General features: G+C 54.9%; 15 protein-coding genes. 10 read left to right on the top strand and 5 right to left on the bottom strand.

The window, feature by feature from the left end; translation table 11 throughout:
* Window positions 1-45: 45 nt before the first annotated feature.
* Window positions 46-270, bottom strand: coding sequence for a DUF1127 domain-containing protein (locus TH3_RS08655; protein ID WP_076519542.1), 225 nt, complete (start codon window positions 268-270; stop codon window positions 46-48).
* Between the two features lie 139 nt (window positions 271-409).
* Between TH3_RS08655 and TH3_RS08650 the strand changes: the two genes are divergently transcribed.
* The 3 genes from TH3_RS08650 to TH3_RS22365 all read left to right on the top strand — a co-directional run bounded on the left by TH3_RS08650 (window position 410) and on the right by TH3_RS22365 (window position 5,234).
* A complete protein-coding gene (locus TH3_RS08650; protein ID WP_007089986.1) occupies window positions 410-1,852 on the top strand; it encodes an aminotransferase-like domain-containing protein in 1,443 nt (480 codons plus the stop codon).
* Window positions 1,853-2,189: 337 nt separating this feature from the next.
* Window positions 2,190-4,451 (top strand): Lon protease family protein, encoded by a 2,262-nt coding sequence (locus TH3_RS08640; protein ID WP_007089987.1) that lies wholly within the window; start codon window positions 2,190-2,192, stop codon window positions 4,449-4,451.
* 156 nt (window positions 4,452-4,607) lie between these two features.
* Entirely contained in the window at window positions 4,608-5,234 is a 627-nt protein-coding gene (locus TH3_RS22365) for an SPOR domain-containing protein (protein WP_167710564.1), read from the top strand.
* A gap of 39 nt (window positions 5,235-5,273) precedes the next feature.
* Here the strand turns inward: TH3_RS22365 and TH3_RS08630 are convergent, their stop codons facing one another.
* The gene (locus tag TH3_RS08630) at window positions 5,274-5,585 is read right to left on the bottom strand and encodes a DUF5818 domain-containing protein (protein WP_007089989.1); all 312 of its coding nucleotides are present in this window, start codon (window positions 5,583-5,585) and stop codon (window positions 5,274-5,276) included.
* 149 nt (window positions 5,586-5,734) lie between these two features.
* On the opposite strand from TH3_RS08630, the gene TH3_RS08625 reads away from it, so the two are divergent.
* From TH3_RS08625 to TH3_RS08610, 4 genes are all read left to right on the top strand, one after another.
* Window positions 5,735-6,421 (top strand): GGDEF domain-containing protein, encoded by a 687-nt coding sequence (locus tag TH3_RS08625; protein WP_007089990.1) that lies wholly within the window; start codon window positions 5,735-5,737, stop codon window positions 6,419-6,421.
* A gap of 240 nt (window positions 6,422-6,661) precedes the next feature.
* Complete coding sequence (locus TH3_RS08620; RefSeq protein WP_233421857.1) at window positions 6,662-8,479, top strand: sensor domain-containing phosphodiesterase; 1,818 nt, start codon at window positions 6,662-6,664, stop codon at window positions 8,477-8,479.
* Window positions 8,480-8,508: 29 nt separating this feature from the next.
* Window positions 8,509-10,215: a sensor domain-containing diguanylate cyclase gene (locus TH3_RS08615; RefSeq protein ID WP_233421856.1), complete on the top strand. Its 1,707-nt coding sequence runs from the start codon at window positions 8,509-8,511 to the stop codon at window positions 10,213-10,215.
* Window positions 10,212-11,582 (top strand): DUF2336 domain-containing protein, encoded by a 1,371-nt coding sequence (locus tag TH3_RS08610; RefSeq protein ID WP_007089993.1) that lies wholly within the window; start codon window positions 10,212-10,214, stop codon window positions 11,580-11,582. The genes TH3_RS08615 and TH3_RS08610 overlap by 4 nt, the downstream gene beginning before the upstream one ends.
* A 34-nt stretch (window positions 11,583-11,616) precedes the next feature.
* On the opposite strand, the gene TH3_RS08605 is transcribed toward TH3_RS08610, so the two are convergent.
* Entirely contained in the window at window positions 11,617-12,099 is a 483-nt protein-coding gene (locus tag TH3_RS08605) for a GNAT family N-acetyltransferase (RefSeq protein ID WP_065702201.1), read from the bottom strand.
* A 45-nt stretch (window positions 12,100-12,144) separates the two neighbouring features.
* Window positions 12,145-12,429, bottom strand: a complete 285-nt coding sequence (locus tag TH3_RS08600) for a sulfurtransferase TusA family protein (protein ID WP_007089995.1) — start codon at window positions 12,427-12,429, stop codon at window positions 12,145-12,147.
* An 88-nt stretch (window positions 12,430-12,517) separates the two neighbouring features.
* Here TH3_RS08600 and TH3_RS08595 point away from each other — a divergent pair, with 88 nt between their 5' ends.
* From TH3_RS08595 to TH3_RS08585, 3 genes are all read left to right on the top strand, one after another.
* Window positions 12,518-13,441: a sulfite exporter TauE/SafE family protein gene (locus TH3_RS08595; RefSeq protein ID WP_007089996.1), complete on the top strand. Its 924-nt coding sequence runs from the start codon at window positions 12,518-12,520 to the stop codon at window positions 13,439-13,441.
* Window positions 13,441-14,199 carry a TIGR02186 family protein gene (locus TH3_RS08590; protein WP_007089997.1) on the top strand — a complete coding sequence of 253 codons (759 nt, stop codon included), beginning with the start codon at window positions 13,441-13,443 and terminating at the stop codon, window positions 14,197-14,199. The genes TH3_RS08595 and TH3_RS08590 overlap by 1 nt, the downstream gene beginning before the upstream one ends.
* Before the next feature lie 239 nt (window positions 14,200-14,438).
* Window positions 14,439-14,945: a universal stress protein gene (locus TH3_RS08585; RefSeq protein ID WP_007089998.1), complete on the top strand. Its 507-nt coding sequence runs from the start codon at window positions 14,439-14,441 to the stop codon at window positions 14,943-14,945.
* Window positions 14,946-15,008: 63 nt separating this feature from the next.
* On the opposite strand, the gene TH3_RS08580 is transcribed toward TH3_RS08585, so the two are convergent.
* Complete coding sequence (locus TH3_RS08580; RefSeq protein ID WP_007089999.1) at window positions 15,009-17,420, bottom strand: tetratricopeptide repeat protein; 2,412 nt, start codon at window positions 17,418-17,420, stop codon at window positions 15,009-15,011.
* Window positions 17,421-17,585 lie beyond the last annotated feature (165 nt).

Below are 17,585 nucleotides of genomic sequence, written 5' to 3'. Positions count from 1 at the left end.
ACGGAGGCACGAGGGAGCGTGAACCTCCGTTCGGCGCAACATAATCTAGTTGCGCGGGGGGAACCCTGTCCAAAACGGCTTTGACAATTCGTGATCCAGATCGGATCGCGTCATTCCGATATCCTTCAGAAGGTGATCATCAAGCTTTTCCAACATTCTGCGGTCGCGTGCGTGTTCCTGCCAGGCGCGAAGATATTCGACGACGAAGACAGCGATGCCGGCAACAGCAGAACGCCAGTCAGTCGCCTTGACAGCGCCTTTGGTGTTCATCTGTACGTTTCCTTTGATATTGAGTTCGGAAACCCGGATTGTATCGTTACAATTTACCATCACTTCCTCCTGTCGATTAATTGTACCGATTTTGTTTTGTCATTGACATTGACATTGTGTCAATTTAAACATTGTCACCATGACAATATGGCTTCCAAACATCGAAGGCGGCAGCGGCCCTGTTTATCGACAGATCGCACACGCCATCCGCAGCGCGGTTGATGACGGGTCACTCAAACCCGGCGACCGTCTTCCCACTCATCGCGACCTTGCCTATCACCTGGGCGTTACAGTCGGTACGATTACGCGGTCCTACCGCGAGGCGGAAAGACTGGGGCTTGTTGCTGGCGAAGTCGGACGCGGCACATATGTGCTGGGCAGTTTGCAAAGCGAACTGGATATGGCGGCGACGGTTCCCGCACCGGGACACTTCAGTAACAATATCGGGAAAATGGCCCGCGAAACGGCAAATGATGATGACGAGGATATCGGGCCGGTCAATTTCCGCATGAATTGCCCCCTCCCCCCGCGCGAAGACCATATTCGCAATGTCCTGATTGATGTCGCCAAATGTACCCCTCTGGATGACATGATCACCTACAAGTCGGAATATGGCATGCCGGGCCACCGGCGCGCCCTTGCCTCAATGGCCGGTGCACTCGGACTGGATGACAATCCGGAACGTGTTCTGCCAACCGCAGGCGTTCAGCACGGAATGACGGTTTCATTGCTGGCAACCGTACGACCAGGCGATCTGGTCCTGTGCGAGGAATTGACCTATCCGAACCTGCGCAGCCTTGCAAATCTGCTGCAATTCCGTCTGCGTGGTGTTGCCATGGACGACGAAGGCATCATTCCGGATGTTCTTGAAACCCTTTGCCGGACACAAAGCCCGCGCGCCATTTATTTGATGCCAACCCTGCACAATCCGCTGTGCTGCACCATGAGCCAACAGCGACGCATGGAAATCGCTGAAATTCTGCGCAAATATGATCTGCTTTTGATCGAGGATGGCATCTATCACTTCCTCAATCCCGATGCGCCACCGCCGCTCTCATGCTTTGCGCCGGAACGCAGCATCTATCTGGACGGGGTCTCAAAAAGCATCGGCGGCGGTCTTCGCGTCGGTTATATCCACGCCCCAAGCGAAATGATCGCCAAACTCGCAAGCGCCATTCGATCAACCTGCTGGATGGTATCGGCCATCAATCTGGAACTTGTTTCACGCCTGATCGAAGATGGCAGCCTCAAACGATATGAAGCCTGGCACCGTGAAGAAGCCGCAAGACGGCTTTCGATCATTCTGGGCACGCTAAAGGGCTACAATGTCCGGTTTCATCCGACCAACTATCATATCTGGCTTGATCTGCCCGACCATATCGATCCGGGTGAACTGGTCATGAATGCGGCCAATAACGGTGTGCTTCTGACCGCGGCACAGCAGTTTTCGGTCGGGCATCCACAACGCGGGCTAAGGCTTTGTTTCGGGGCCGAAAAATCGACCGAACGTCTGCGTCACGGCGTTCAGATTGTCGAACGCCTGCTGCAAACCAGCGAGTTTGGCAATACGGTCGTGATGTAAACCGTTTTTTGTCCATGACTGAAACGCCTTTTGGTTGCGGTTTGATAATAGCTGCACGAGGCATTACACCATCGCATCATCAATTCCCGGGACGCCCATATCGCAAAATCGACAAGCTGCTCTTGACCGTCCTATCGCGTTGCTTCCAAGATAAGATTTCGTGATCGGCGTCCTTGCCTGATCACATCCTTCTTGGGCAGCAGAAAGACAGCAAATGCCAGTTTCCCGCCTCGACGCTGATGATTGTGGCTTCCCCCACTTCCGGATTCGCAGCCCACACAAAGACCAGTCTCCTGAAATTTTTGCTTTTTCATCGCATTACCGAGCAGCAGAGGCATTGAAGTTCGGTCTTTCAATGTCCGAGCCGGGCTTCAACATCTTTGTTCTGGGCCTTGATCGCGCTGGTCGTATGACCGCAACCCTCGAATATCTAAAAAAGTCGATGGAAGAACGCCCAGCACCGCAGGACTGGGTATATCTGAACAACTTTTCCCGCACCAATCGCCCGCGCCCTTATGCCCTTCCCGCTGGTGAAGGCCGCAAACTGGCCGATGCGATGGAAACGCTGGTATCGCACCTGCGCGAGGCATTTGCATCCGCATTCAACGCGCCAGCCCACCTGACCGAAACCCAGACCCAGACGGAAGAAGCGCGTGCACAACTGCGCGAAAAATTCGACGCCTTGCGCGAATATGCCCGCGAACGCGGTCTGGATGTTCAGGAAAACGAAAAAGGCGTGATGATCGTCGCCCTGAACGAGGAAGGCGAGCCCGTTTCGCTTGACGAAATCCCCAAAGAGCGCCGCGCCGAAGCCGAAGATGCATTTGAAGAAGTCGCCGAAGAAGCCCGCAAGACGCTGCTTTCGACCCGCGATCTTGAAGAACAGATTTCCGACACGCTTGATGCGCTTCGCCGCGGGGCCGCAAAGGTCGTTCTGAAGCCGCGCATTCGCAAAATCCGCGACAAATTCACTGCACCGGGAATGAAGGCGTGGTTCGAAGCGCTTGAAAAAGACATTCTTGATAATATCGACGCGTTCGAAGAAGCCAGCGACCAGCCCGCCATCGACAGCGGCGATGGCAAAATGCCCGAAACCGTCGATGACCGTTATGCGGTCAATCTTCTGATCGACCATTCGCGCGACAAGCATCCTGATGTCGTTCTGGAACCAAGCCCAAGCTATGATAACCTGTTTGGCCAAATCCAGTACCGCCCGGTAGCAGGTGGCATGCACCCGCATTTCAGCCTGATCAAGCCAGGTGCCCTGCATCGCGCCAATGGCGGCGTTCTGGTTTTACGCGCGGAATCGCTGGTCGAACACGAAGACAGCTGGGCGTTCCTGAAAGCAGCCCTTCGTGATGGCGAAATCCGGATCGAGGAAACCCATAAATCCGGCCCGCCAACTGCCGGTGCACCGGAACCGCGCCCCATCCCGCTTGACGTCAAGGTCGTGATCGTCGGCGCACCGAAATATTACTATACTTTCTTCTCGCTGGATGTTGATTTTCGCAACCATTTCCGGGTGAAGGCCGACATCGATGCCGACATGCCCGCCGCAGGTCGTAACATTTCGATCTATACCGGATTACTGCGTGATTCTGCATTGTCACGTACCGGCATCCCGCTTGATAACGGGGCCATCCGCCAATTACTGGGTCAGGCGGCCCGCTGGGCCGGGGAACGTGACAAACTGACCGCACAGATCGAGCGGGTCGAAGATGTAGCCATCGAAGCCGGCGCACTGGCCAAGACCGACAAACGTAGCAGCATCCGGGCGGCCGATGTCAGACGCGCCATCGAAGAACGCCGTCATCGCAACAGCCGACTTGAAGACCGGTCCCATGAACGGGTTCAGCGTCGCGAAATCCTGATCGACAGCTATGGTGCGGTTGTCGGGCAGGTTAACGCGCTGACCGTTCTCGATTATGGCGATCACGCATTTGGTTTGCCCGCACGCGTATCCGCACGCTCCTATGTCGGCAGCCTCGGCGTTTTGAACATCGAACGCATGGTCGATATGTCTGGCCCATTGCAGCAGAAATCGGTCATGACAATCGAAGGGTTCCTTAAATCCCGCTTTGCACAGGAATTCCCCCTATCCTTTGCCTGTAACGTGACGTTCGAACAGAACTATGGCGGGATAGAAGGTGATTCGGCATCCATGGCCGAACTTTGCGCGATCATTTCGTCAATTTCCAACATCCCGATGCGCCAGAATATCGGTGTAACAGGATCAATGAACCAGTTCGGGCAGGCACAGCCAGTCGGGGGCATTTCGCACAAGATCGAAGGATTTTATCGCATTTGTGCCGATCAGGGCTTTACCGGCGATCAGGGTGTGATCATCCCGCTGGCCAATGCGGAAAATGTTGTTCTGCGCGAGGAAGTTGTTCAGGCAATTCGTCAGGGCAAGTTCAACATCTGGACGGTGGAACACATCAATGACGCCATCGAATTGCTCAGCGGCAAGCCATGTGGCGATCATCCCGAAGGCCAGTACACCGCCGACAGCGTTTATGGCAAGGCAATGGAACGGCTGCGCCAGAATGACCGCATCCTGCGCGAACGCCACGCCTTCCCGGCATGGTCGGAACAATAAATGATACCGGCGGCGACATCCCCTGTTCGCGTTCGATACGGATCCAAACTGGCCAGTATCGTGACAGGATGCATTGCCGCCGGTCTTTTTCTGACCATGGGCCCGGGTCAGGTTACGGCGCAAAATATCGAGACAGCACATCCCGCAAGCAAAGAAATGAAATCCGGTCTGGACGCCATACCGACCGATCTACCCGTTCACACCAGCAGCCCGTCGCCGGTCAATCAACCTTTCAGCCTTCTGCCCGGCACCATACGAACCGACCCCGTTTTACTTGAAGACACAGATCGGCCCAGCCTTGCCGAGCAATATCGAATGGAAAAACAGGGTATCAAACGCGCGCCATCGCGAGCAGCAGGCGCAAAACGCACAATCATGGAAAAACCTGCGCCAGCACTCATCGCCCAGCCAAAATCTGCATCTGCATCCGCGAACACACAGCATGTGACAGTATCGCCTTTAATTCCGGAAACCGGTGCGTCACAGGCATCAACATCGACAGCGACAAGTGTCTCCCCCGCCGGAACCGACGGCGCATTTGCGATCCAGCTTGGTGCGTTTCGCGACACGATCAGTGCCCAAACCTATTGGGCAAGTTTCATGATCCGGTATCCCGATCTGGCACAGTCCCACCCCCGCGACCTTTCAACCGCAGACCTCGGAACCAAGGGAACGTTTCATCGGCTGCGCCTTGGTGGGTTTGCTGATATTGCCAGCGCTGAAAAACAATGCCGCCAGCTTTTGGCTGACGGCACGGATTGCTTTGCAACGCATAATCAATAAAGTCGCATTCACGTTGCGTGAATGCGACCGGAAACCGTCCTATTTGGCATCACCGCCCAGCAATACAATCTTGTCAACGATCAGGGTTTCGGCCTCGGTGCAGGTCGTCATCAACGCACCATGGCCGGTCACCCGAACCTTGTCACCAGGACGGAAATTGCTTGCCTTGTTTGCCAGCGCATAAAGGGTTCCGTCATCCGCACGAAACGTGACGCATTCCCGGCCATTATCGGTAATTTCCCCGGTCAGGGTCATGTTTTCTTTCTGAAATGCCGAACATGCCGACATCAACATTCCCGCAGCCAGGATCGCAGCAAACTTGCCAGACACGGCGCCAATTCCGGTTTTCATTATCGTTCTCCTGTGCTCGTGCGGTTTCCTGCCGTCACAAAACCTTACGTTCTTCGTTAATGATGTTGTAACGCACTGGACTTTAAAAAGGATACTGTCAAACGTTTTACGCGTTTCAGTTTGCATTGTCATTGATAACAAGATCAAAGATGAACAACTCGCATCTAGAGCTTCTGAAAAAACTGGCTGACGAGTTTCAACCGCGAACGGATGTTAACACCCGTGCCACAGTTGAAGCCGAAAGCACGGATGCATTTGCGACACTTGTTGACCTTGCACGCGACATGCAAAACCGTCTCGACCAGCAGCAGAACCGCATCCGACAGCTTGAACAAATGGTCGAAACCGACGAATTGACCGGTCTTTATAACCGTCGCGGTTTCCTGCGTCGTGTTCGCGAAACCATGGCACGTGCCGCCCGTCACCCGGAAAACGGCATTCTGGTCATTGCCGATCTTGACGGCTTCAAATTGATCAATGATCACCATGGCCATGCCGCTGGCGATGCCATCCTGCGCCATTTCGGCCAAAACCTTCGCACACATACACGCGCTGATGATTTTGTCGCCCGCTTTGGTGGTGACGAATTTGCCATACTGCTGGTCGGCAGCATTCCCGAAGTCGCAGAACGTCGGATAAGTGACCTTGAAAAAGCAACATCGCGCTTCCCGCTAATTTGGCAGGGAGCAGCCCTTCCGATCCGAGCCAGCTTCGGCTTTACCGTCTATAATGGCAAAAGCGATATCACACAGCTTTTGCAGCAGGCAGATGACGCAATGTATGCCAACAAACACGCAAAACGCCCCCATTCCGAAAGCAGCCACAACGCCGCCTGACAGTGACTGCGATGTCAGTATTGTCGTTTGAAATACGGTTCCCGTCTGCGTCACGTGACACAAACCAGCCCTGTGTAATCACAATGCCCGGTATCCACCGGCTTTTTTTTGTTTATTAAGTCCTTTTCCTTCATATTACCCCTTAAGATCGCTATTTAAGAAGAACAGGGAAAACGACTTCGGAACTCATCCGAAGCTTTTGGGGGGCAGGCTTGTGATGGTTCTCGTATGACAGACAATATGAGCAATTCAGCAGAAACAAACGACAGGGACCTACTGGCTGCCATGGCGTTCTGCTGGGCGGACATGCTGCTTGAAGTCGACGAGAACGGATACATCCTGTTTGTGGCCGGTGCGACCGAAAGTCTTTTGGGCTGCCTGCCGGAACGATTGATCGGCGAGGCACTTGATAAGCTGGTCATAAAATCGGAACGACCGCTGTTACGGGCCTATCTTCATGCCAGTTCCGGGATCAAACGGCTTGAAGAACTCGATCTTGATTTTCAGTTGATCGAGGATGATGGAATTGCCCTTGGCAATCCGGTTCCCCTGTCACTTAGCGGCTATATGATTTCCGAACCGATCGGTCGTTATTTTATTGCGGCCCGCCATCGCGCGATACGTCCGCGCGCACGATCGGGCATTGATCGCCTGATCCTGCAAAACACGTTGTCTGCGGTAAGCTCAAAAACAGGCAAGAACGACCAGCAGGCCGAAACCGCCGCACGCATGGCCTCAAGCCATAGCGAAGCCCTTGTGGTTCTTGAAAACCTCGCCGCCCTTCGCAGTCAAGCAGAAACCGATGCGACCAACGAACTTGCGCGCCTGATCGGGATTGGCATCGGCAACCGCCGAAGCCCCGAAAACCATGAGCCAGACGGCGGTTATCTGGTTGACGAACCGATGATCGAACTGGAACGCCGAATTGTCGCCTATGCCAGTGCATTACGCGCCGATCTTGACGATCCGGATTGCAGCGATGCGGCAAACGCCCCCGATCCTTTCAAAAATCTGAACCTTGCCACGGGCGGTTCTGGCACGTCGGGTGCTTCGACACTCACCAACAATGATCTGTTTGGCCGTGACTATGACCTTGCCAGCGGGTTTCACCGCCTCACACAGAATGTCCGCCAACCGATAGAAAATGGTGAAAGAGAAACCAATCTGACACGTGCTGTTGCATATGCGCTTAATCGTCTGCAGCATCGCGGTGATTCGGATGTATCGGCCGAACGCCTTTCAGCAAGCTTGCCGCATCTTATTCAGGAAACCCTGAAATCGGTTCGGGCATTTCGCGAAATTGTGCAGAACGGATCCTTTGCCGTCGCGCTGCAACCGATCGTGCATCTCGAAAGCCTTGAGATGCACCATTACGAAGCATTGGCGCGGTTCCATCACGGCGGCAGCGCCCTTGCGGTTGATCAGATCATTCATTTTGCCGAAGGCACCGGATTGATTACCGAATTCGATCTGGCAATGTGTCAGAAGGTGCTGGATCACGTCACGCTTGAACCTGAACGCGTAACTCATTCTGTTGCAGTTAATTTATCCGGCCACTCGCTTGAACAGCAGGATTTTCTGCCAGCACTTGAACAAATTCTGGATCGCTATGATATCGATCCGGCAAAAATCATGTTCGAGGTGACAGAAACGTCGCGCATTCGCGGATTGCGCGACGTGAATGATGGTCTGCAGCGCCTGCGCGCACGCGGGCACCTTGTCTGCCTTGACGATTTCGGGGCCGGGGCCGCCAATTTCGAATATCTGAGCGCGCTTGACGTCGACATCATCAAATTTGATGGCGGTGCCATGCGAACCGCTCTGGCCAAACCCAAAGGCCGCGCTTTTATCAAGGCCACGGCCTTGCTTTGCCGGGATCTTGGCATCCATACAATTGCAGAAATGATCTATGATCAGGCCAGCTTCGAACTGGTTCGCGATCTGGGCATTGATTACGGTCAAGGATATCATCTTGGCGCGCCTGTAACGCTTGCCAGTGTGAATACCGGATCATCAAATACCACGCAAACCGCCGATGCGACCGGAGGCGGAAAATGAACCGGCACCACAAGGATGCTGAGAAGGCAATGTCTGACCATACCGATGTGACGTCCGAACAGGTTTTCATCCTTGATCCACAGACCATGGCCGATGCAGAGGCCCCCGTTCTGGTCATGGACAAGAACGGAACGCCCCTGTTTGCCAACAAAAATGCCCGAAGCTTCGCCGAAGGCATTCGTGACGGCCTATTCCCCGAAATCAACAAACTGGTCTTACGCGCGATCACAACACCCGGCGGGGTTTTAGAACTGCTGACTTTCGAAGTTCAAGAGGGCACAGCAACGCTTGAACTGACGGCCCTGCCAATGACGGATGACCGTGTTTTGCTACTGCCACGTGATGTCAGTATGGATCGTAACCTGCGCGAGGCCTTGATTGATTCGCGCCAGCGTTACCGTGACATTGTCGAAGTATCCTCTGCCTTCGCATGGGAAACCGACGATACCGGCAAATTCATTTTCGTCTCGCCGCGCGGCGCACTTGGCTACAAGGCCGAACAGCTTGTCGGACGCTCACCTCTTGATTTCCTGCTTGATACCGCCGATCAGGACAGCGAAATCGTATTTCGCAGCCAAAAGGCCGTTCGGGATGTGCCGATCTGGCTTAAACGGGCCAATGGTAATGCCGCCTGTCTGGCCGTTTCCTCGACCCCGGTTTACACGCGTGATGGCCGTTGGACCGGCACGCGCGGGCTTGCCCATGACATTACCGAACAGCGCCGCCGAGAAAGCGAAGTCGCCACCGCGCGAAACCGTGACCGGCTGATGACCTATATCGTGCGAACCATGCGCGATGAAATAGATCCGACCCTTGTCCTGAAAGGGGCGGCCGATGCCAGCGCGCGCGCGCTGGCCTGTGCGGGATGCGCGATTTTTCGCCGCAACGAAGACACCGACGAGATCGAAATGGTCGCCTGTCACGGCCCCGAAGACATTGACCCGATTGCCAATCAGGCCTTGAAACAGCTTGACGAAAACGAAGACGTTTTCGAAGCAGAAATCGAAAACTATCGCGTTCTTGCTCATCACTCCCACTATCATCAGCGGGTGAATGGTGCAGTGATATTTATCTTCAATGCCGATCACCCCGTCCCGAATGACGGCGAACGCGCCATCATGTCCGAGGTTTCCGATCAGATCGGCATTGCAATCGAACAGGCCGCACAGCATGACCGGATCGTCACCCTGTCGCGGACCGATGGTCTGACCGGGCTATTGAACCGGCGTGCCTTTTTCGACGAACTCGGTCGTCGCCATGCCCGACTGCTGCATGACAACATGCCCGCGGCACTGATGTATGTTGATATGGATAATTTCAAGCTGGTCAACGATGTGCACGGGCATCAGACCGGCGACGAGGCCATTCTGGCACTAACCCGCATTCTTCTGGACAACACCCGCCCGGTTGACTTGGTCGCGCGTCTTGGCGGCGATGAATTTGTCGTCTGGCTGGATGGGGCCGATATGGAAACCGCGGCGAAGCGCGCACGCATCCTTCTGGAAAAAAGCGCAGCCTTATCGTCGTTTTCCGGTGCCAAAGATCGCCCGCTTGGTATTTCGGTCGGTATTGCGGTACGCGATGCCGCATCCAAAGAACCGCTTGAACAACTTGTGCTTCGCGCCGATCAGACCATGTATCAGGTGAAAAAACACGGCAAAGGCAGTTTCGGTATTGCCGCCCCTCCCGGATCGGATGAACCGGCAAAAATAGAAAACCAGGAGACACCCCTATGAAGGGCTTTTTGCAGAGGGTCTTCACCAAACGTCGGGAAACCCCGATCACGTATGATGAAGCCAAGGATATGGCAGCCAGCCCGGATGCAAATGTGCGCGGGGTACTGGCCCAGCGTCACGATACCAAACCCGAAATCCTGTACTATCTTGCAAGTGATGCGGATTCCCAGGTGCGGCGTCATATTGCAGCAAACCAGGCAACCCCGGTACAAGCCGACGTCCTGCTGACCGACGACAAGGATGACAGCGTTCGTGGCAGTCTGGCCGAAAAGATTGCCAATCTGTCAGCCGGACTGACCCCTAACGAGTCGGACAAGCTGCGCCGCATGACCTACGAGGCGCTGGACAAGCTTGCCCGTGATCAGGCCGTCCATGTCCGTCAGGTGATTTCCGAAACGCTCAAGGATATCGCCAACGCACCGCAGCCGATCATTCAGCAATTGGCACGCGATACGGAAAGTGTCGTGTGCGGACCAGTCCTGCAATATTCGCCGGTTCTGACCGAAACGGACCTGCTTGAAATCATCGAAGGCAGCACCGGGCGCGGATCGCTAAGCTTTATTTCGCGCAGACGCAATGTCGGCGAAAAACTGGCTGATGCGATTGCGGCAAGTAGCGATAAGGACGCGATTTCGCACCTTCTGGGCAATAAATCGGCTCAAATCCGCGAAGAGACGCTTGATCAGCTGATTGATCGTGCCCCGGATTATCCCGAATGGCACAAGCCATTGGTTGAACGCCCGCAACTGCCACCAACAGCGGCCGGGAAACTGGCGCGATTTGTTGCCGAAAGCCTCATCAGTGTGCTTGAACGTCGTAAAGATCTGAAAAAGGAACAGCTGGAAGCCGTGCGTGAAGTGGTCAATCGCCGCATTTCGTCAGGCGAATTTGACAAACGCGACGAAATCCAGGTTGAAACCCGCAAGGCCAAGCAAAAAGAGGCCGAAAAGAAAGTCGCTGCCAAGGCAGACGGTAAAGACGGCGCAGCAGGCGAAGAGGAAGAAGAATCCTCCTACGAAAAGGCCTTGGCCCTGCATAGCAAAGGCAAACTCACCGATAAGGAAGTTGCCAAGGCATTGGCCGCCAATGATGTCAAACTGGCACGTGCCGCCTTGGCCGTACTTGCCGGAATTCCGCCAGAAGCGGTAAGCAAGGTCCTGAATACCCATTCGGCCAAGGGGGTTGTGTCGTTGGCATGGAAGGCCGGCCTTTCGGCCGAACTGGCCGTTAAAATTCAGGTCAAACTCGGTCATGTTCCGCCCGGTCAGACGCTTAATCCCCGTGGCGAGGCATATCCCTTGAGCGAAGAAGACATGAAGTGGCAGCTTGAATTCTTTACCGGTATGGCAACGGTCGGCCTGCGCTAAACCGTACCGGCCATACCGGCCATACCGCCCGCGATCAGGCCGAACGCAGCATTGATATGTGGGCGATGCCATCTTCATAGAACGCCTCACCGAACTGGATGAAGCCAAGCCCCTCGTAGAAGTTTTTAAGATACAGCTGGGCATTTAGAAAAATGCCCTTACCCGCAAAGCTGTCTTCGCAGGATGCAATGGCCTGCAACATCAGTTTACGGCCGATCCCCTGTCCGCGCAAATCCGGGCTGGCAACGACACGCCCGATTGCTGGATGTTGCCCCTGTGCGGAATGATCGGGGTCAATACCCGGTGCCACAATGCGCGCGGCTGCCACCACCCTGCCATCAAGCAACCCCAGAACATGCTGACAAATCGGGTCCAATCCATCGATATCGGGAAAAAGACATTCCTGTTCGATGATGAAAATCTGTTGCCGTAATTGAAAAAGGTCATGGACCAGACGCGGCGTCATATCGTCAAAGGCACAATGAACCCATTGCAGGGGTGATGATGAGGCGGACATGGCGGCAACTTTCATTTCCGGACGTGGCGGGCGCGGTTCTTGTGGTTATTTCGCGGCCAGATTCTCGATATGATAGATAAACACATCATTTTCCTGTGTCGATGACAACAGGCGGTTTCCTGTCATATCGCAAAAGGATTTCATATCTGCAACCGATCCCGGATCAGTCGCCAAAACCTTTAGAACGCCGCCTACCGGCACATCGCGCAACGCCTTCTTTGCCTTCAGCACTGGCATCGGACAAATCAGTCCACGGGCATCAAGAACAAGGTCGAAAGGGTCTTCTGGAGTAAACGACATGAAAAACCTTATAAAAATCGGGATAATCATCGCCAATCCGTGAATTGGCGATTGTTGCATTTGCACAATATGTTAGACTGATTTTCCAGAATCAATCAAACGCTGATGCCCGCCCGCAATGCAAATCTATCTGCCTATTGCCGAGATGTCGGTAAACATTTTTCTGATATTGGGGCTTGGCGGCGGCGTCGGATTTTTGTCCGGATTGTTCGGCGTTGGCGGCGGATTTCTGATCACGCCGCTTTTGATTTTTTACGGAATCCCCCCCGCAGTATCGGTTGCCACCGCGGCAAACCAGATCGTAGCATCCTCTGTTTCCGGGGTTTTTGCCCATTGGCGACGCGGCAATGTCGATCTTAAAATGGGCCTCGTGCTGCTTGCGGGTGGTATTGCCGGATCGACCGCCGGGGTTTGGGTCTTTGCATGGTTACGTTCCCTGGGCCAGATCGATCTGGTCATTTCGCTTTGCTATGTGATCTTTTTGGGGATCATTGGCGGTATGATGCTGATCGAAGCATCGCGCGCCATTTTCCGTACCCGACGCCGCGGCGGGCAGCTCCGCCGCACCAAAAAGCACCAGCACAGCTTCGTGCATGGCCTTCCATTTAAAATGCGGTTTTATCGCTCGGGCCTTTATATCAGCGCATTACTGCCGCTTCTTGTCGGGCTCTTTGTCGGATTATTGACAGCTCTGATGGGGGTTGGTGGCGGGTTTGTCATGGTTCCGGCCATGATCTATATCCTTGGCATGCCGACCAGTGTCGTTATCGGGACGTCGCTGTTCCAGATCATTTTTGTGACGGCAAACGTCACCTTCCTGCAATCAATCCAGACACAGACCGTCGATGTCGCCCTTGCCATCCTTCTTTTGATTGGCGGGGTCATCGGGGCGCAATTTGGCGCGCAATTCGGATCGCGGCTTAAGGCAGAGCATTTGCGCGCAATGCTGGGGCTTCTGGTACTTTCGGTTTGCCTGAAACTTCTGTTCGATCTGGTGATCACGCCGACCGAACTGTATTCCGTCGCGCCGGAGAATTTGTAATGCACAAATCGGGCGCGATCATCCGCACACTGCTGGCCGTTGCAGCGGTGCTGGCCGTGGCCGCGCCTGAACGCGCGCGCTCCGAAGCACTGGTAGTCGATCTTTCCAACCACCTGGTCGCCATTACCACCGGCTTTACCGGCACCGATGTTCTGTTGTTTGGTGCCGTGCAAAGCGAAGGCGATGTGATCGTGACGGTCAAGGGTCCTGATCAGGATATGGTCGTGCGGCGCAAGGAACGGAAAGTTGGCATCTGGGTCAACAGCGAAAGCGCCACATTCCGCAATGTGCCCGCCTATTATGCCAGCGCATCGAACCGGCCGATGGAAATCATCGCCAATTCCCAGCTTTACAACGATTACCGTATCGGGCTTGAACATCAACGCTTTGTCACTGAAATAGACGACAAGGATCGCAACAGCAGCGATTATCGAGATGCCCTGCTGCGCAACATGCGCGCGGCCGGCCTTTTCAACCAGCGCCCGGCCAAAATCAGCTTCCTGTCCAATCAGCTTTTCCGGACCGATATCCATTTTCCGGCCAATACCCCGACCGGTACCTACACCATCAATGTCTATCTCATCCGTGACGGACGCATTGCCAGCGTTAAAACAACGCCGCTGGTCGTATCAAAAACCGGTGTAAGCGCAGAAGTTTATGACTTCGCCCATCGTTATTCGGCACTTTATGGCATCATCGCCGTCATCATTGCGATCGGTGCCGGCTGGATCGCAAGCGTCGCCTTCCGCAAACGCTAATCCGGGCTCCAATCACTGATTGAACTTTTGCGAATGGTCCCTTTCATCTGGGGATTTTCTCACATGCACCATCGCGTTTTGCAGTTGCGTAAAGATATTTTCTTTGTCGGAATGCTTGAAAAATAGCTTGGAAACCGGCCTTGAATTACGGCAAACTTTGTCTGTCCGGCTTGATTGCGCCTCGCCCCGCACGTTGGTGCCCATTCACCCGGAACCCATTTTATTCAGGACAGGACGACATGAATTCATTTGATGCCGACCGCGAACTGCGTACTGCCACCACGGATCGCACGTTCCTTGTTGTGGTCGACGATAGTGACGAAATGACCAAGGCGCTTCGCTATGCCTGTCGCCGTGCGCAGCATACCGGGGGGCGTGTCGCGCTGCTAAGCGTCATTCAACCTGCTGAATTCCAGCACTGGATGGCAGTTGGCGATCTGATGCAGGAAGAAGCGCGCGAAAACGCCGAAGCACGCGTCAACGAACTGGCCGCCTATGTCCATGAACAGACCGGCTCCATGCCGCTTCTGTTCATTCGCGAAGGACGCCTGAAAGACGAACTTCTGAATTTGCTCGACGAAGAAGAACAGATTTCCATTCTGGTTCTGGCCGCAGGCACCAACAGCGACGGCCCAGGCCCACTGATCACCGCATTGACCAACCGAGATGTGGTTGGTCAATTGCGCCTGCCATTGACCATCGTGCCAGCGGCCCTGTCAGAAGCCGATATCGACGCGCTCAGCTGAGCCCTAGCCAGACAAAGCAAAGCCAGGCAGTTGTCAGGCTTTGCTTATGGGGCAACAAGCTTATCAAGCAGCCCGATCTTCAAGGAAGTTCATATAGGTTTCAAAAGACGACCGTTGCCCGAACAGGACATGGGCACGATTGCGAATGGCCTGTGAAACCACCGAACGTCGCCTTTTATCTGTTGCCAGTGTCAGGGCGGTTTCAACGTAATCCGCCGAATGATAGGCAACGCAATCAAAAACCGAAATCTGGCGATAGCAGGTATGGCTACGCCGTGAGCGTGCGCCCTTGCCCGGCAAGGTCACCAGCGGCACACCAAGACCAAGGCAGTCAAACGCCAGCATCGCATCGTTCCATGCCGGACTTTCAAGAACCACATCCACCGCACATAGGAGGGAATGAAGATCTGCACGACTATGCACCGAAACAAACCGCATGCGTCCGGCGACATCGGCATAGTTAAGAGCAAACCGCCGCCCCCATGCCGCGTCCCAGCTATCGCGTTCCGGTGCGATCAGCAAAAGTTCGGCGGTTTCATCAAGACGCAGGATTTCGGCAATCAGCGGATCAAAATCAGCCGTCAGAACATCAAGCGGCTGCGGGCAAAGATAGGTATTCCGATCCTGATCAATCCGCCAGCGGCGCTGCAAATCGCCCGGCGACAAGGTGATCTCATCGGGCCGTGTTGCATTGACAAACAATCCGGGCAGACGGATCAATTCCTCGCTAAAGCGGGTTTCACCGCCCGCGGTTTCCCAATCCTCGGCAATCAGGTGGCAGTCAATATTTGCAAGCCCGGTCGTCGCGGCAATCCCGCCACCGGCAATTTGCAACGGTGCCAGACGCCAGCTTGCCAGCAACATCGTATAAGCATCGGCCTGTGGATCAGCATAATGCAAAACGTCAAGGTCAAGGCCCGCAATCACGCGCGCCGAATGCAACGGATCAAGCGGCAATGGCACTACCAGATCGGCCTCGGCGTCGATGCGGGCGGTAATGTCATCCTCGCCCAGTGGCGGGCGGATAACCGTAATATCAAAACGGTCCCGGTCAATCGCCCGGACCAGCCCCGCAATCCATCGACCAATACCATTATCGCGCATATTGGCCGATACAACGCCAAGCCGGACCTTGCCACCCTTTGGCCGGGTTCGCGCCGCAACATGAGGCACGTCATAACCTGAAACCAACCGTTCCCAATAATGACCAACTGCACGCAATTGTGCATCGCCTTCGGGACGAAGGGCCGCACGCCATACCGGCGGGAACCGTGTCAGGGTAATCGGATCGATCAGGTCACTTTGGCCAAGATCAAGGTCAAGATCATCGTCATCAAGCGTATCGTCGAGAAGATCACGAACAACTTCGTCATTCTGTGCCGCCAGATCGGCCGGGACCGGCGCAAACAGCAATCGGCGGGCCGTTCGGAACAACGCCGTATTTTCCCCAATCGCAATCTTGCGATCAATGGCGTTCTGCAAAACCGATTGGGCCGATGCCGCGTCGCCTTCTTCCGCCAGTTCGACCGCAAGACGGAACACGGCGTCATCGCCACCACCCGCACCAATCGACGCCCCAAATCGCTCGACTGCTTCGCTGTGACGTCCGGCAAGGCTTAATGCCTCGCCCATCATCAAAAGAAGTTCGGGATCGTTGGGATTTGCATTCAAAAGTGCTTCAAGCGCACCAATCGCCTCGGTCCCCTGCCCGGTTCGCAAATACAACAGTGCAAGCGTCCGCCGCGCCCCGGCATCCTGCGGATCAAGTGCCAGAACCTGACGCAGGCAATGCAGCGCCCCGGCAAACTGTCCCAGTCGGAAAAGCGCATCGCCATAGGCCGTCAGGGCGCGCTGATGTCCCGGCTGCAATTCAAGGGCGCGCAAAAGGGGTTCGGATGCCGAAACCGTTCGCCCCTGATCAAGCCGGATCTGCCCCATAAGCACAAGTGCATTGACGATATCATCACGCAGCCTGAGCGCGGTTGTGCAGGATTCCTCCGCCCCGGCGATATCCCCCATGGCATACTGGCATGCCCCAAGATTGGCATGAATTTCGGCAACATCGGGTGCCAGTCGAAGGGCCAGCATGTAATTTTCATGCGCCAGTTCAAGTTCATCAAGCTGGCGATAGGTATTGGCGATATTGCAATAAAGTGCGGGGGAATCGGGGCATAGGCGAATCGCGCGCTTGAACGCACCAACGGCTTCGCGCAATTTTCCGACTGCCTTTAACGCCTGCGCATGGTCGTGCTGGATTTCAGCGTTATTAGCGTCCGCGATTGCAGCCCGGCCCATGCGTTCGGCAGCGATATCGCCATTGCCCTGTTTCATCGCCACCAGACCGGCAAGATGCATGGCTTCTGCCGCCTGCGGATAGGCAAGCGTCATCTTGCGGCAGGCGCTTTCTGCCTCCGCCAGTTGACCCGTTTCAAACAGGTCGATTGCAAACCGGAACATCTCGCCAAGATCAGACAAGGATCGTATCGCCACCCGAGAGTTTGTTTAATCCGCCACCATAGGCGCCAAGCGTTAACAAACCACGTCTTTGCCACAAAATATGGGCTCTGACTATGGCAAGCACACACAAAAAACCACCCGGCCTGGCAAGACCGGATGGCAAAGTTTGTCATCATACCAAAA

It is taken from the genome of Thalassospira xiamenensis M-5 = DSM 17429 (genome assembly GCF_000300235.2).
In the GTDB taxonomy this organism is placed as follows: Bacteria; Pseudomonadota; Alphaproteobacteria; order Rhodospirillales; family Thalassospiraceae; genus Thalassospira; species Thalassospira xiamenensis.
The sequence above is the reverse complement of the archived record's forward strand: the minus strand, read 5'-3'. Positions and strand labels throughout refer to the sequence as shown.

Coding starts and splice junctions, on each gene's coding strand:
- TH3_RS08655 (WP_076519542.1), bottom strand. CDS start 270: ATGAACACCAAAGGCGCTGTCAAGGCGACTGACTGGCGTTCTGCTGTT.
- TH3_RS08650 (WP_007089986.1), top strand. CDS start 410: ATGACAATATGGCTTCCAAACATCGAAGGCGGCAGCGGCCCTGTTTAT.
- TH3_RS22365 (WP_167710564.1), top strand. CDS start 4,608: ATGAAATCCGGTCTGGACGCCATACCGACCGATCTACCCGTTCACACC.
- TH3_RS08630 (WP_007089989.1), bottom strand. CDS start 5,585: ATGAAAACCGGAATTGGCGCCGTGTCTGGCAAGTTTGCTGCGATCCTG.
- TH3_RS08625 (WP_007089990.1), top strand. CDS start 5,735: ATGAACAACTCGCATCTAGAGCTTCTGAAAAAACTGGCTGACGAGTTT.
- TH3_RS08620 (WP_233421857.1), top strand. CDS start 6,662: ATGAGCAATTCAGCAGAAACAAACGACAGGGACCTACTGGCTGCCATG.
- TH3_RS08615 (WP_233421856.1), top strand. CDS start 8,509: ATGTCTGACCATACCGATGTGACGTCCGAACAGGTTTTCATCCTTGAT.
- TH3_RS08610 (WP_007089993.1), top strand. CDS start 10,212: ATGAAGGGCTTTTTGCAGAGGGTCTTCACCAAACGTCGGGAAACCCCG.
- TH3_RS08605 (WP_065702201.1), bottom strand. CDS start 12,099: ATGTCCGCCTCATCATCACCCCTGCAATGGGTTCATTGTGCCTTTGAC.
- TH3_RS08600 (WP_007089995.1), bottom strand. CDS start 12,429: ATGATTATCCCGATTTTTATAAGGTTTTTCATGTCGTTTACTCCAGAA.
- TH3_RS08595 (WP_007089996.1), top strand. CDS start 12,518: ATGCAAATCTATCTGCCTATTGCCGAGATGTCGGTAAACATTTTTCTG.
- TH3_RS08590 (WP_007089997.1), top strand. CDS start 13,441: ATGCACAAATCGGGCGCGATCATCCGCACACTGCTGGCCGTTGCAGCG.
- TH3_RS08585 (WP_007089998.1), top strand. CDS start 14,439: ATGAATTCATTTGATGCCGACCGCGAACTGCGTACTGCCACCACGGAT.